The following is a 15,752-nucleotide window of genomic DNA, read 5'->3' on the forward strand; positions in this document are numbered from 1 at the left end:
CTTATTTTTTGAAAATTGGAAGAGCAACAAAACGATTTTGATCATTTGTTCGCACTTGTAAGAGTATAGCCTTTCGTCCTAACTGCTGAGCATTTTTGATTGTGTTAATAATATCAGAGACTCGTTTAACCGGTTTATTATTTACTGTCACAATGATATCACCAGGGCGTATCCCTTTATCTGCAGCATCTGAATCGGTATCGACATCCGTTACGACAACCCCTACACCATCATCAGAAGGCATAACAATCAAACCATAATCTTCCAATGTTTCATCTAAATCACTCTGTCCATTTGAATATTTTGAAGTCTCTTTCTTACTTTCATCTTCAGACATTGAAGCGAGTTTAACCTTTATACTCTCCTCCTTACCTGATCTCCAAATCCCTATGGTTACCATTTCTCCTGGTTTAATATTTGCAATACGTTTCGCCAACTCACGCGCATCAGCAACTTTTTCATTATTCACTGAAATAATTACATCACCCGCTTTAATACCAGCCTTTTCTGCCGGTCCTTTTAACGGATCAGTAACCAAAGCACCTTTGGCTTCTTTCAATCCTATTGAATCGGAAATCTCCTTTGTTACCGGCTGAATCTGAACACCTAACCAACCACGTTGAACTGAACCTTTTTCAATAAGTTGTTGTACAACCTGTTTTACAGTCGCTGCTGGAATAGCAAAAGCAATCCCAACATTTCCTCCAGAAGGAGAAAAAATTGCTGTATTAACCCCAACAACCTTTCCATTAAGATCAAACGTTGGACCACCAGAGTTTCCTCTATTAACAGCAGCATCAATCTGAATAAAATCATCGTATACACCAGTGCCAATATCACGTCCACGTGCAGAAACAATACCTGCTGTCACAGTTCCACCAAGACCAAATGGATTCCCAATAGCAACAACCCAATCCCCAACACGAAGCTTTGAATCATCACCAAAATCAACATAAGAAAATTTTCTTTTATCATTCACTTTTAATACGGCAAGGTCGGTTTTTGGGTCTTTCCCAATGAGCTTTGCGTTCAATTCTGTACCATCATCAAGAACAACAGTATAACTTGTTCCGTCAGAAATCACATGATCATTGGTCACAATGTAACCATCAGACGAAATAAAAAAACCCGATCCAAAAGCAACAGGACGGAGTCTCTGCGATTGGTGCGGAAATTTATTTTTAGGTTTATCAAAATCATAAAACTCTTTAAAAAATCTTTTTAAAGGATGCTGATCTGGTAATTGATCAAGTCCTGGACCACTAAAAAAGTTGCTAAAGAACCTATCTTCTTTCTTTTTATTGCTCTTTACTTGTACTGCCACAACGGCTGGTTTCACTTGAGCAACAATATCGGCAAATCCCTGTTGTTGCATTAACGAAGTAAATACAGAACTTGCATGAGCCTTTGTCATCCACAAGCTTGATGTACATCCACTAAAAAACAGTGCACTTTCCAATATCGCAGAAAAACTCACTGCGACAAATGTTTTAAAGAAAGCCTTTTTAACCATTTATTCTATGCTCCTATTCAATCATACCTATATTTCAATTCCGATCACTTATAAAATACCAGACCTTACCGTTTTCTGTCTAAATTATTAAAGTTTTGTAAGGTTTCAGTATTCCCTAATATAATTACAATAAGATTGTCTGCTTATTGCAGATGATCTGATTTTTTTCTTTTATGTAACATTTTTTTTAATGCAATGACATTTTTGACTGTTCTTTTTCATTCACATAACGCATGATTATTCCGTTTGAAGTGGAAAAATATAATACTTACGCCAATGATAATAATGATCAAAGGCGAGAACCATAAAAACCAAGTTATTTTATTCAATGGTGGTTTCAAGAGAATAAATTCACCATATCGCTCAACAAGAAAGTCAGTGACTTGCTGATTACTATAGCCCATTTTTAGCCTTTCCCGAATTAAAAGCCGTAAATCACCTGCTAAAGCAGCATCTGAATCATCAATTGATTGATTTTGACAAACCGGACAACGTAAATGCGATGAAATATGGCGTGCTCGCGCTTCAAGAATCTTATCCTTTAAAATCTCATCCGGCTCTACTGCTATTGCTAATCGAAAAGGAAACGTTGCAATTAAAAAAAATACAATCCAAAGAATTTTTTTCATCTCAATGTCTTTTCCAAAAATTTAAAGCAAGCACTATCCTATTGTACATGCCAATGCGAAACCAATACCCCAAAAGAGAAAAACATCCCCCCATAGCCATCATGAATGCCCCTAACCAAATACATATTACATAAGGCTTCCACCATACGTGCACAACGAGACCCCGATTATCGATATGTCCCGGTACAATATATAGCTGCGATAAGCCATAATTTTTAAGACCAACTTCTGTTGTTGATGTATTTTGGCTTGAATAAAATCGCTTTGAGGCTGTTACATGACCCACAATGTTTTTATTTTCATATATTTTAAAATAAAATTCCATTGTCGAATAATTCGAACCAACACCATCATGCACTGCATCAAAATGAAGCGTTTTATCCGCTATCGTCACCCTATCCCCTACGTTCATGATTAAAATACGTTCTTGCCCAAAACTTACCACGCAAACAATACCAAATAATGTAATGCCTAATCCCATATGTGCTATTGCTGCACCAAAAGTAGACCATGGCAATCCAAGAAATCTCTTAACGCGTACTGAAAAAGCTCTCTTGCCATATCCACTCTTTCCCCATAGATCCGCTAAACTGCCTAAAAAAACAAACGCTGAAAGCCCAATCCCTAAAACTGCAAAAATATCACGCACAGATGCCGCATAGAATATTATAAAACAGACGATACCAACCAATACAAAAACAAACCACAACCGTTCAAAAACTGCAAGAAAATCACCGCGTTTCCATGCCATCATTGTCCCAAATGGAACAAACAACAACAGCAAAACCATTAGCGGTCCACAGGTAAGGTTAAAAAAAGCAGCCCCTACAGAAATTTTTTGCCCTGTTAATATCTCAATAAAATAAGGATAAAGCGTACCAATCAATACTGTTGCTGTTATTGTTGTCAGTAACAAGTTATTTAAAACAATAAACCCTTCACGTGAAATTGGTTGAAAAAATCTTTCTGTTTTTAAAATAGGGATACGCAAAGCAAAAAGAAGAAAAGCAGCTCCCGTAAAAAAAAATAAAAGAGCAAGAATTGCTTGCCCGCGTGCTGGATCAACAGCAAAACTATGAACAGAAACTAAAAGCCCAGAACGCACAAGAAAAGTTCCCATCAGAGAAAGGGAAAAAGTAAGCAGCGCTAAAAACAGAGTCCAACTTTTCAATATTTCTCGTTTTTCGAGAACAAGAGCAGAATGTAAAAGAGCCGTTCCTGAAAGCCAAGGCATAAACGAAACATTTTCAACAGGATCCCAAAACCAATAGCCTCCCCATCCTAGCTCATAATAAGCCCAATAAGAGCCAACCATAATACCCAATGTCAAAAAACACCAAGCAAGTAAAAGCCACGGACGAATCCCACGCGCCCAAATTCTATCAACATGTCCCATAATCAATGCCGCAACGGCAAAAGAAAAACAAAGTGAAAAACCGACATAACCTAAATAAAGTAGCGGTGGATGAATTGCTAATGCGATATCTTGTAAAAGAGGATTGAGACCATTTCCCTGCAATGCTGGTGGATTTACGCGTAAAAATGGATTGGATACAAAAAGAATAAATAAAAGAAAAGCAGTTGTAATCCAACTTTGGCAAATTAAAACAAGCGTCTTAAAATCTTCTGGCAAATGTTGGCTAAAAAAAGCCATCAATGCACTAAAAAAAGCAAGACTTAAAACCCACAACAACATAGAGCCTTCGTGGTTGCCCCAAACACCTGTAATTTTATAGAGCATCGGTTTTTCTGAATGAGAATTCTCAACAACGTTCAAAACAGAAAAATCAGATACAACATAAGCATAAATTATCACTAAAAAAGATAAAAGCAGTAATGTAAAAGTAATATATGTTAGAGGAACAACTGTTTGCATTAACAAACGCTCTCTCCACCAAAAACCTAAAGCAGGTAAAAATGCCCCTAATAAGCTTACTGAAAATGCTGCAGCTAAAAAAATATGACCCAGTTCGACAAGCACAATCGAATTATTTCTCCATAATGTAATGTTTTTTCAAACGATCAGCTGTTTCTTTAGGCATATAAGTTTCATCATGTTTTGCTAAAATACGCATCCCTATAAAAAATCCCTGTTTATCGAAATGCCCTTCTACGATCACCCCCTGACCTTCACGAAAAAGATCCGGTAAGGCACCATTGAAAACTACTTTTTCATGTTTTTTGTTATCCGTTACAAAAAAAACAACGCCTCTCTCTCCAACATATTGAACAGTTCCCTTTTCAACAAAGCCACCCAAACGCAAAGGGCGCTCCGTTAAAATATCTTCTCTTGTAATTTCAGAGGGCATTCTAAAAAAACTGACCGCATGACGCATTGCATACACTATGAGACTTGCTGCAATTGTTATAACCAAACAACATAATAATATGATCAGTAAGCGCTTTTTTTTTCGCTGCTCTAAAATAACCTTCCATGAGGTAGAATTCTTTAAAGATTGACTGTTCATAGACACTCTGCGAAAAAATTTTAAATACGTTATAACTAAGTATCAATATTTTATTTTTTAAGAGCTTTGCACATCTTCTACATAGGTGCAAGATTTCTTTTCTTTGTATGATCACTCGATAAATCACGTAACTGAATCATCATTTTTTTAACACGTGATTGTCCTGAAAAATTTTCAGGCATTGTATCAAGAAAGCTTTGTAAAAATTGCACTGCCTGCGCAGTTTTTCCTGCTTGATGCAATGCATCTGCCAACAATAAACGTGGATAAAAATCTGTTGGCGCTAAATCTGCTGCTTTTTGAAAAGCATTTTGCGCTTCTTGCGTTATCACTCCCCCTTCATAACCAACCAATGCTAAACCGTATCCTACAAGCCTTGGAGCTGTTTCTCCATTCAAACGAAGTGCATCTAAATAAGTATTCACTGCTTCTTGAAAAAGGCTTTCTTCGAGATACCCTACCGCTAACGCATCTGCTAGCTTGCCATCATGAGGTGCACGGAAAAAAAGCACTTGTAAACGAATAAGCTTTTCTTGCTTACTAAGAGTTTGAGGATTTTTATCCATTAATTCGCTAAAAAAATAACTTTTCACTTCTGGATTGCCTGTCAGCCCATAAATATTCCATGTCATAAGGAGAACAAACAAGATACTTAAAGCCTTAAGAATATTTCTTTTTTTATAATGCATATAAAGCTTGTTAAACTCAATCATACGCTTATGGCTTCTGTAACCATCCACGGTTTGAACTTTCCATTCTTTTTTTATCTCATCGTCAAAACGTAGTGAAAGAAAAAGAACACTTGCCAGAAAAATCAGAAAAAATGCTGCAGAAATTAATAAGAGCATATCGTTTTTTTCCAATACGAACAGAGAATAACTCGCTTACATTTTATCCTCTTCATGAGAAAAATGATGTGAATTAATAAAAATTCATTTTTTCATGGAGAATATTAATCTATTATATACATCAATTAAACAAAGAAACTAAAAACAATGTTTCCCTACTCTTTGATGTATTGTCTGAAAATACTGCTTTAAAAACTTTATAGACATTTCTTGCTTAAGGAGAAAATATGTTATTCTCCCATCTTAGGTAATAAAACTTTTGCATACAATCCACCCAAATCAGAACGTGATAAAAAGAGATTGCCACCATATTCACTGACCATATCTGAAACAATTGCTAACCCTAAGCCTGACCCTAGTTTATTTTCATTAAACCGCCGCCCTCTTTTTAATGCTTCATCAATTTTGTCTTCTGTTAAACCAGGACCATCATCTTCTACAAAGATACTAAAATATTCTGTTTCTTCAGCATTTTCTTCTAAACAACAAGAGATCAAAACCTTTGCGCGAGACCACTGAGTAGCATTTTCAATCAGATTCCCTATAATTTCTTCTAAATCTTCCTTCTCTCCAGAAAAAACAATATCATCAACATCCATAATAAATTGAATTTGTTTTTCAGGATTAAGCTTTTTCATAACCCGCACCAAGCGTTCAAGCACACTGCGAACAGACGTATGATAGACAACACTATCGCATTGTGCTGCAATCCGCGCACGCTGAAGATAATGATTGATTTGAGCTTGCATTATTTGCGTTTGCTCTCTCAACAAACTAGCCTTTTCTCCGCGCATCTTATCTGTCTCATTCATAATCACGGATAGAGGCGTCTTCAATGAATGCGCGAGATTACCAACCTGTGTGCGAAATCGCTCAATAATACGCTGATTATTATTAATGAGAGCATTCATCTCTTGTACAAGCGGCATCACTTCGCTTACTAAATCCGTATTCACATAATGAACTCTTCCTTCGCGAATATCATTCAATGCACGTCGAATAAGCTTCAACGGTTGAAAACTAAAGAAAATAATAGCAATATTAATAAGAACACTCCCGATACCGAAACTCCAAAGAAAAATTTGCAAAGTTCGCTTAAATTCCTTTACCTGGGCATGAGCTTCATCGATATTCCCAACAAGCCGAAAACGTGCAATATGATTTTTATTATCAAGAACAACATCACTCTCAATCACTTGTAGCTTTTGACCATTGTTCCCCGTTATCCGATAAGAGCGAAAGAATTTATTGTTAAAAGGTATATCAACATCACTTGGTGTAAATATCTCGCCTGTTCCCAATGAGGGGGATGTCAATCTTCCTTTTAAATTATGGGATATCGCAACAACTTCCCAATACCATCCTGTTGTTGGATCAGAATAACGAATATCATCAATCCCAGCCCCTCCTCTTAAAGTACCTTCTGATGACACCGTCACTGTTGCAATAAGACTGTAGAGTTGAGCAGAAAGGATACGCTCTAGGCTTTGTTCAGTCGAACGCTTATAAAATAAAATACTTACTGCAGAAATCGATAAAAGAGAAATAACAACCCATAATGTTGATAAGATCATAACACGTAAACTGAGAGATCGAGTAATTACAAAAAAGAACCTCCTATACCAATTATTCTCTTCAAAAACATTCATTAATCACCTCGCGTTCTCACGCGATATCCCATTCCTCGAATAGTTTCAATCAAATCCACTCCAAGCTTTTTCCGTAACCGACCTACAAAGACTTCCACTGTATTCGAGTCCTTATCAAAATCCTGATCATAAAGATGTTCAGTAAGCTCTGTTCTTGAAATGACTCTGTCACAATGATGCATGAGATACGAAAGCAGTCTGAATTCATAAGATGTTAGTTTAATCAATTGACCATCCACAAAAACACGAGATGTCTTTGTATCCAACAAAACATTTCCGCAACATAATGCACTCGTCGCATGTCCCGTAGTGCGACGAATTAATGCTCGCAAGCGCGCCATCACTTCCTCCAAATGAAATGGCTTCACAACATAATCGTCAGCTCCAGCATCAATACCGTGCACCTTATCAGACCAACGGTCTCGCGCTGTTAGCATTAAAACAGGCATGGAGATCCCTTCTTGACGCCACTTTTCAACAACACTAATACCATCAATCTGCGGTAAACCTATATCAAGTATCACCGCGTCGTAAGACTCTGTGCTACCTAAAAAATAAGCCTCTTCACCATCGAAAGCACTATCGGAAACATATCCTGCACGTCTTACAGCTTCTGCTAATTGATGGTGAAGATTCCGATCATCTTCAACGATTAAGATACGCATCACAACACCATCTGCTAAAGACTAATCAGCAGGAACAAAAAACTCAACACGACGTAACTTTTCACCATTACGGGCTGGTACAACAACCACAATTGCACACATGTCCTTTCCATCCTGAACAACCGGTTTTGAACGGACGAGAACCCCGCTCTCTTGCGCGGCAACCTTCTTACCTACTTCAGCACACCCAGAAGCTCGAACAGAATCTGCTCCTAAAAAAGCTGCTATTATTACAAACAAGAATTTTTTTTTCATCATAAATATTTCAATAACCCATCTCTTCTTTTCCTTGATAAAGGATAAAAGAAATAATGGTTTTTTTGGGTCGACTTAAAAATCACAAATGGAAATAATTTATCCTCTATCTTACAGAAGAACACATTAATATTATTCCAAATTTTTAAAAACTCAAAATAAAATATTTTTAATAATGAGAATAAAATTTATTCAATAAAATAATAAAATCTTAATACACTATCTTATGAAAAATGAATAATTCTAAAATAAACTCTTTCTCTGTTAGCACTATAGCAAAAAAATACTTCTACTCCATATAATTATTGTAGATTTGTTTGGTTGTATTTCTTTGCCATAGGCTCTCTTTAAATGTTTGATTTTTTTAAAAAAAAGAAAAGGCAACATCGTAAGCCATTTCACAGTCCTGCTCTCATTGAATTAGACGCACGATTAGACACAGCGCTTTATCACATTCGTTCTGCTAACAGTTTTTTCTGGAAAAAGGCAAAAATCGTCTCACAAAATTTTCATCTTCAAGGATGGAAACGTTTTATCGTTGAAGTTCTCGATGAAATACTAACATTAGGGTTGATGGGATTTACTCTTTTTACCATTTTTGGCATTTCTGTTTTTGAACTGACCAAAACAGATTGGTCTTCTCCTAAAAACTTTTCCATTCTTTTTCTAGATCGCTATGGAAATTCCATTGGGCACCGTGGTGCACTGCCGGCAATCTCTGTCCCCGTTGAAGAAATGCCTGACACTGTCATTAAAGCGGTTCTCGCTACAGAAGACCGTCGTTTTTTTGATCATTGGGGTATTGATTTTCAAGGACTTACACGGGCAATTTCACAAAATATGCAAGCTAAAGGTGTGGTGCAAGGTGGTTCAACTCTCACACAACAATTGGCTAAAAATTTATTCTTAACAAACGAGAGAACCATAACACGTAAAATCAAAGAAGCTTATCTTGCTCTTTGGCTAGAAGCAAATTTTAGCAAAAAGCAGATTTTACAACTTTATCTTGACCGAGCCTATATGGGAGGAAACAATTTTGGTATTGCCGCAGCGGCAAAATTTTATTTTGGAAAAAACATACGTCATGTATCTTTAAGTGAATCTGCTATGTTAGCAGGACTCTTTAAAGCTCCAACAAAATATGCTCCTCATAGTCATCTCTTTGCTGCTCAAACACGTGCCAATGTCGTCCTTTCTAATCTTGTTAATAGTGGCTTTATGACAAAGAGCCAAATTATCAATGCGCATCGCCACCCTGCTAAGGCACTTCCCCAAATAGAAAATAATCAGCCAGATTATTTTCTTGATTGGGCATTCGAGGAAGTCAAAAAAATGCGCAATCAACTTCCAAGCCATAGTTTAATTATTCAAACAACCCTTGATCCGAATATTCAAAAAGCAGCAGAAGAATCAATCGCATATCATTTACATCAATATGGTCAACAATATCGCGTAACCCAAGCTGCCACCGTTATACTCGATAATAACGGTGCCGTATGCGCAATTGTTGGAGGACTCGATTATAAAAAGAGCCAATTTAACAGAGCAACACAAGGCGGACGGCAAACTGGTTCTTCATTCAAACCTTATGTTTACGCAACCGCACTGGAACACGGACTGTCTCCCTCGACAATTGTTTTAGATGCTCCTATCAATTGGGGAGGTTGGACACCCAAAAATAATTCTGGTCGTTATTTGGGAAAAATTGATTTAGCAACAGCTTTAGCTTTTTCTATTAATACAGTCCCTGTGTATCTCACCTATCAATATCTTAACCGTGATACCCAACCCATCATAGATCTCATCAAGAATATGGGGATTAACGCGCATATTTTATCACACAAAACAATGGTTCTTGGCACTTCCAATATGACCCCCATGGATCAAGCTACAGGCTTTAATGTCTTTGCCAATGGAGGAATAGCGGGTAATCGTCATGGGTTTACGCAAATCAAAACAATTGATGGTCGTGTTGTGTGGGATTTCGAACATAACGGAAATAAGTTACACCGAGTTCTCAGCAGACAATCAACAGCTTATATGAACCAAATGATGGTGGGTGTCACGACACGAGGATCTGGTAAGCGTGCTGCTCTGCCCATGACTCTCGTCTCAGGGAAAACTGGAACATCACAATCTTATCGTGATGCTTGGTTTGTTGGCTTTACAGGCAATTATACGGGAGCCGTATGGATGGGAAATGATAACTTTTCACCGATGAATCGTGCTTTTGGGGGTGGCGTTCCTGCCATGATATGGCATCGCATCATGCTTGCTGCACATCAAAATATCATGCTCAAACAGCTCTATGGTGTTCAAGATTCTCTCCTTCCTCCTTATCAGCCCCCAGTACTTTCTTCCCATGCAGATTCTGAAGTTCCTCCTCCAATACCCTCTACGCTTTCTCCTGAAACATTGAATATTGTGCGATTGATTAACAAAGATCTGAAAAAACCATCTGCAATTTCTTTGAAGATGAAAACAACTGGAGATTCAACATTTTGAATTCAAGATATTCACTGATGTTTTTTAATATCACCATTTTCTTTTTTATCTTCGCTTTTTCCATTTTATGTGGAACACTGAGTGTCGATTATGTGCTCAATTCCTTTCCTCATTTTGAACGCTTTAGAATTGGAAAATGGAGTGCTTATCCAAAAATGGGAACCGCCAATATGGATCCTTATACCCGCGCCCGCACGACCAAACGAGGCATTGTTTCACTCGGACGAACTGAAGGTATTCAATTCCAGATTTGGCAAGATAACCAAGGGCGTCCACTTCATCATCACTGTCATTATTTACTCAAAGGCACCATCCCTGAAACCCGTCTTTTTACCCTTTATACAGCTGACAAATCCCTAAAACCCTATACTTCATCCAAAGAAATACCTTTTGAACTCCACACTGACAATATTATCTATGAGCATGATGGCTCATTGCGCATTAATATTTCACCCACACCGCAAACCGGCAATTGGCTTGCAACAGTTAGTCAAAAAGAATTCGGGCTTATTCTTACTTTATACGATACCCCAATCATCTCAGCAACGGCATTACAAACGCTTACAATGCCATCAATAGAACAAATCCCATCAGGACAAATAAATTGTGACTAGATTTATTTATATCGCACTTCTTGCAATCATTGGCGCTATTATTGTTCATATTTGCGTTCTCTTTCTGATCCCCACCTGGGCACAAGATAATATATGGACAGCACTAAAAAAATCTGGAACCTCTTATCAATTTGTCGATTTTACTCCCGATAATCCTATTCAACAATCTGCTGATCCCCTCTTTCTTCTTAAAGTCTGCAGATTTAACCTTGAAAATGGACCTGTTCATTTAAAAGCTTTGAAAACACGACAATTTTGGTCACTAGCAGCCTACACACACAACGGAATTATTTTCTATAGCCTTAATGACCGAACAGCCCCTGATGCGACACTCGATCTTATCATTGGAAAACCAATACAAATCATAGAACTCAAAAAATCAAAACCTAAAAAAAATACCAATTCAGTTTTGGTTGCTAAAAATTTGAATGAAGGGTTTGTTATTTTACGTACTTTTGTCCCTTCTTCCCTTGCGGGAAAAGAAAGTGAAGCTTTCCTTTCATCTGCGACCTGCCGTATATTTTATGAATAAAAACCGACTAACCTCTCATTTGTACAACACCTTACTTTCTATACAAAATACATGAAGCCTATCAAAATGGTTATCTTTTTTCTCTATTAATTGAATATTCAAATTTATCTGATTATAAATCCCTCAATTTTTTATTGAGATATAATGAAATCTCTATTGCACATCATCATATCCTATTTGATACGCATTATCTGACAGAAAAAACTCCCCGCAATCAGAAGAGAAAAATCAAGAGTAAAGCTCTAAAAAATATGCTGCTAACAATTGTAAAACTTGTTATTTGAGTTTATTTCTTTTTATTTACAAACATTCCCATAAAATTCGCATCAATAACATGATAAACTATAGAAGAAATACTGTTTACCTTCAATGAAGTGCCAAAACAATCGCTGGAAACTTATAAGACATTACGCATCCTTGACCTCAAAAATAAGTGCTTTATTTTTGTTTTATGAGCATAAGCTTTTTGTAAGATAGCACTCTGAAAAAACTTGGCTTATAGTTTACAATTGAGGGGAAAAACTTCATGAAGAAGAGATATGTTCGGTTCGTTTCAAGAGCAGCAGTATGGTCCCCTCGATTTGGTGGATTGTCGTTCTTTATTTTATTATTTTCAGTCATTTTACAACGTTTTTCCGTCATTAACATAAGCGACTTCATAATTTTGATAGGTATCTCTACTGGCTGTGTAATTATTTCTCTTTTTCTGGCTATTAAAGCACTTCATAGTTTATGGTTATATGGTGCTCTAGGGGGAATGAAAGCTTTAAAAGGGATCGTTTATTCACTCATAACTGCGACACCATTGATGCTCTTTTTTGGACTTTGGTTTACCTTACCGGCTCTTTACGATATTTCTACCGATACACAAAGCCCGCCGGCTTTTTTTCGCACAATACGTCCCAGCGATGCTTTACCGCTCAAAAGTGTTTTGACTGAACAAGCAGCAATACAGATGTCACAATGGCCAGAAATATCGGGGCGCCGTTATGATGGCTCACCTGACCGTATTCGCGAATCCGTTCTTAATGTTTTAGCTGCGTATGATTGGCCTGTTGTAGCACAACGAGAATTCAAAGGCGAAGAAAATGAAATTTATATCGAAACGAGAGCAAAAACTTTTTATCTTGGCTTTATTTTAGATATTGTTATTCGTTTAACTGATGAAGGGGATACAACTTTTGTTGATATGCGTTCTGCTTCTCGTTATTTGCCAAGAGATTTGGGGACAAATGCTGCTTTTATTATCGATTTTATGGATGCACTTGATACAGAAATCGCCTCACTTCCTCTTTCTGAAGATAATGAGTAGAGGTTAGAAGTATAGTAAGTTACATTTACTAAATTAGCTTATTTCAAAAATAAATTTTGAGACGTGCAGAAACGCACAAAACATTTATCGTCTCTCGACGGCCATAAGCATTACTGACAAGTTCTTTAAACACCCAAAAGCAACTTATAGACTCTTTTTAGCGCGTGACATATAGATAAAATATTTGAATTTGAATTCAAATTCTAAACTTAAATACTATAATTGATTTTACATATATTTTTTATGCTCAGAAATCTCATCATAAAAGTAGGAAAGAAGACTTCTCTAATAAGGAAATTAAGCATTTCTTACAGGCTTATTTTTCCAATGAAAATAGAAAAATATATCTTCATCAAGAAAGATGAAATACATTTATCATAAAATATGATGCATATGTAATATAGTTACAGAAAAAAATAAACAATAAAATACACATAAATTCATCTGTATTTTACAATAAATGATTATTTCAATTTTATAAAGAAATTTCATAATAATAAAAAAAATATATATTATTACAAATAATAGAAACTTATTTAAATGAAAATAATTTTTTATCAAACATAACTTAAATATAAATACTAATATCTAATATATTTAAACGCAACATAAATAAAACAAAACGCCAAAAATAACAAAAAGAACCCACTAAATGTCTTAATTGCTTCCTTTATACTATTTTTCCAACTGTCACCACTGTATCTATAAATTAATGAAAATGAAAATATAAAAATAAATATTGAAAATAAAATATCAAAAACATTATTATATAAAGATAATAAATAATCATTTTTCATATAAATAACGTATACAAATAAAAACTGTTATAGAAAGTAATATAACAAATATAATGAACAAAAATGTGCTTAACAACATTTTTTTCACAATTTCTTTGTTACTATAACCTTTAAATTTATACCGTAAAAACATTGTATAGAAAAATATAAAGAAAGCACATGCAGAAGATAATAATTCTGCAATAATACGAATAATATCACTCATAAAAAAATCCAAATTAAATATATATAAAAACAATAAACATTAATATATATTATATCATACAAAAGTTAATAAAGTAAAATAATATAAAAATAAAATTTCCAAATTAATCTATAATTATAAATTAATAATGAATAATCATTGTTCATAGAAATAACGTATATAAATAAAAAATATTATAGAAAATAATATAACGAACAAAAATATTCTTAACAAAATTTTTTTCCAAACTTCCTTTTTACTATAACCTTTAGATTTATAATATGAAAACAATGTATAGAAAAATATAAATAAAGCACCTATAGAAAATAATAATTCTACAATAATACTAATAATCTCATTCATAAAAAAAATCCAAATTAAATATATAATTTTGTAAAATTATGCACCTAAACCTTCCTGTCAAGTTTGTAGACACATAATTATGCCTACAAGCTTGTTCATTTTAGAAATATCTGCTGATTTTTATATTAGCGATAACATCCATAGGCTGTATTTCCTATACCTGTGGCAAATCCTACTCCAGAGCCAACTCTTCCTCCTAACCATAAACCTTCCACAGCGCCTATTGGTCCTCCAGTTACCCCCCCCATAACTCCACCAATTACCACTCCCATATCATGTCCCCTATGTCCCATTGAAAATCCTGCAGAGAGATAATCTCCAACAGTACACCCAGGTCGTGATCCACTGCTTGAAAAATTCATTGATGAAATATTTGACCACGTATTAGAAACATGAGACCAACCATTAGAAAAACTAGAACCAAATGAACGAAACATATAAAACCTCTTTAATTATTGTTAAAAATAACTGTATCACAAAGATACAGTGGAAAATTCATTATTATTCATTTTAGCAAATATCAAATATAATTTGTATAAATAACAATAAAAATACTGTATAAATAAAATATACATTTTGTTTGTATTGCATACATACAAAATGTATATTTTGTATAAATATAATACTATTTACAATACTGTTTAAATATGCGACATCCATCGCTCTTTCTCTTAAACAAAATCATAAATTCAAATGAGTCATTCACAAGAAAAACCTGTATCATTCTCTTGGTTTACAAGAACAACAAAGAAATATATTTATTATGTCATCGAACTCAGTTGCGTTGCTGTTGTTTTGCGCTTACTTGGCTTGGTGAATCCTTTTATTTTTCAAGCGATTATCGACCGTATTCTCCCTTTTCAACGTATTGAAAGTCTCTATGCTATCGTTGTCTTGATGGTTGCTATTATGCTGTTTAGCACGGCTCTTAGCACTCTATCAGGTTACCTAGGCGCTTATTTAGCCAATCGGCTTACATTAGAATTTGGGCGGCGCATTTACAGCCATCTGTTAAGTCTTTCCTTGCCTGTCTTACGCACTTGGCAAGTGGGAGAACTATTCACGCGAATCGGAGAGGTTGATACAATTCGCGGTTTTCTAACAGGAACCATCGCCACAACTGTGCTAAATGTTCTGTTCGCAATCATTTATCTTGCGGCACTCTTTTCCATTAGTCCGAAACTGACCTTCATTGTCCTTATCATTTTACCTTTACAAATGGGTTCTTTAGCGTTGGTCGGTCCCTTCTTGCGCCGCCAATTACGCCGTTCTTTCACTCTGCAAGCTGTCCATAAATCGCGCCTTATTGAAAGTTTTACCAATCTTGAAGCCATTAAAGCACATGTAAAAGAATCTGCTCATACGATACGCATGCAAGAAACTTTAGCTCGTAGTTTAGATCAAAGCCTTACAACCAG

The 15,752-nt window shown here is 35.5% G+C and carries 14 protein-coding genes; 5 read left to right on the top strand and 9 right to left on the bottom strand.

What is annotated here, in order from left to right:
- Position 1: 1 nt before the first annotated feature.
- The 8 genes from ACFIO5_RS02085 to ACFIO5_RS02120 all read right to left on the bottom strand — a co-directional run bounded on the left by ACFIO5_RS02085 (position 2) and on the right by ACFIO5_RS02120 (position 8,030).
- On the bottom strand, positions 2 to 1,513 hold the full coding sequence (locus tag ACFIO5_RS02085; RefSeq protein WP_375611163.1) for a Do family serine endopeptidase: 1,512 nt from the start codon (positions 1,511 to 1,513) through the stop codon (positions 2 to 4).
- Positions 1,514 to 1,731: 218 nt separating this feature from the next.
- Positions 1,732 to 2,142: a cytochrome c-type biogenesis protein gene (locus tag ACFIO5_RS02090; protein WP_375634247.1), complete on the bottom strand. Its 411-nt coding sequence runs from the start codon at positions 2,140 to 2,142 to the stop codon at positions 1,732 to 1,734.
- 1 nt (position 2,143) lies between these two features.
- A complete protein-coding gene (locus ACFIO5_RS02095; RefSeq protein WP_375634249.1) occupies positions 2,144 to 4,123 on the bottom strand; it encodes a heme lyase CcmF/NrfE family subunit in 1,980 nt (659 codons plus the stop codon).
- Between the two features lie 7 nt (positions 4,124 to 4,130).
- Positions 4,131 to 4,610 carry a cytochrome c maturation protein CcmE gene (gene ccmE / locus ACFIO5_RS02100; protein ID WP_375634251.1) on the bottom strand — a complete coding sequence of 160 codons (480 nt, stop codon included), beginning with the start codon at positions 4,608 to 4,610 and terminating at the stop codon, positions 4,131 to 4,133.
- A gap of 77 nt (positions 4,611 to 4,687) precedes the next feature.
- Positions 4,688 to 5,458 (bottom strand): tetratricopeptide repeat protein, encoded by a 771-nt coding sequence (locus tag ACFIO5_RS02105; RefSeq protein WP_375634253.1) that lies wholly within the window; start codon positions 5,456 to 5,458, stop codon positions 4,688 to 4,690.
- Positions 5,459 to 5,688: 230 nt separating this feature from the next.
- The gene (locus ACFIO5_RS02110) at positions 5,689 to 7,107 is read right to left on the bottom strand and encodes an ATP-binding protein (RefSeq protein ID WP_375636213.1); all 1,419 of its coding nucleotides are present in this window, start codon (positions 7,105 to 7,107) and stop codon (positions 5,689 to 5,691) included.
- The gene (locus ACFIO5_RS02115) at positions 7,107 to 7,772 is read right to left on the bottom strand and encodes a response regulator transcription factor (protein ID WP_375634257.1); all 666 of its coding nucleotides are present in this window, start codon (positions 7,770 to 7,772) and stop codon (positions 7,107 to 7,109) included. Before ACFIO5_RS02115 ends, ACFIO5_RS02110 begins: the two co-directional genes overlap by 1 nt.
- Positions 7,773 to 7,793: 21 nt before the next feature.
- Complete coding sequence (locus ACFIO5_RS02120; protein ID WP_375634259.1) at positions 7,794 to 8,030, bottom strand: hypothetical protein; 237 nt, start codon at positions 8,028 to 8,030, stop codon at positions 7,794 to 7,796.
- A gap of 348 nt (positions 8,031 to 8,378) precedes the next feature.
- Between ACFIO5_RS02120 and ACFIO5_RS02125 the strand changes: the two genes are divergently transcribed.
- From ACFIO5_RS02125 to ACFIO5_RS02140, 4 genes are all read left to right on the top strand, one after another.
- Complete coding sequence (locus ACFIO5_RS02125; protein WP_375634261.1) at positions 8,379 to 10,532, top strand: transglycosylase domain-containing protein; 2,154 nt, start codon at positions 8,379 to 8,381, stop codon at positions 10,530 to 10,532.
- Between the two features lie 17 nt (positions 10,533 to 10,549).
- Positions 10,550 to 11,146, top strand: a complete 597-nt coding sequence (locus ACFIO5_RS02130) for a DUF1214 domain-containing protein (protein ID WP_375634262.1) — start codon at positions 10,550 to 10,552, stop codon at positions 11,144 to 11,146.
- A complete protein-coding gene (locus ACFIO5_RS02135) occupies positions 11,139 to 11,678 on the top strand; it encodes a DUF1254 domain-containing protein (RefSeq protein WP_375636211.1) in 540 nt (179 codons plus the stop codon). The genes ACFIO5_RS02130 and ACFIO5_RS02135 overlap by 8 nt, the downstream gene beginning before the upstream one ends.
- A gap of 526 nt (positions 11,679 to 12,204) precedes the next feature.
- A complete protein-coding gene (locus ACFIO5_RS02140) occupies positions 12,205 to 12,990 on the top strand; it encodes a DUF1499 domain-containing protein (RefSeq protein WP_375636209.1) in 786 nt (261 codons plus the stop codon).
- Between the two features lie 1,469 nt (positions 12,991 to 14,459).
- Here ACFIO5_RS02140 and ACFIO5_RS02145 read toward each other — a convergent pair.
- Positions 14,460 to 14,771 (bottom strand): hypothetical protein, encoded by a 312-nt coding sequence (locus ACFIO5_RS02145; protein WP_375636207.1) that lies wholly within the window; start codon positions 14,769 to 14,771, stop codon positions 14,460 to 14,462.
- A 256-nt stretch (positions 14,772 to 15,027) separates the two neighbouring features.
- On the opposite strand from ACFIO5_RS02145, the gene ACFIO5_RS02150 reads away from it, so the two are divergent.
- A partial coding sequence (locus ACFIO5_RS02150) for an ABC transporter transmembrane domain-containing protein (RefSeq protein WP_375705066.1) occupies positions 15,028 to 15,752 on the top strand: 725 nt, incomplete at its 3' end.

The sequence above is a fragment of the Bartonella sp. AA86SXKL genome, assembly GCF_042196885.1.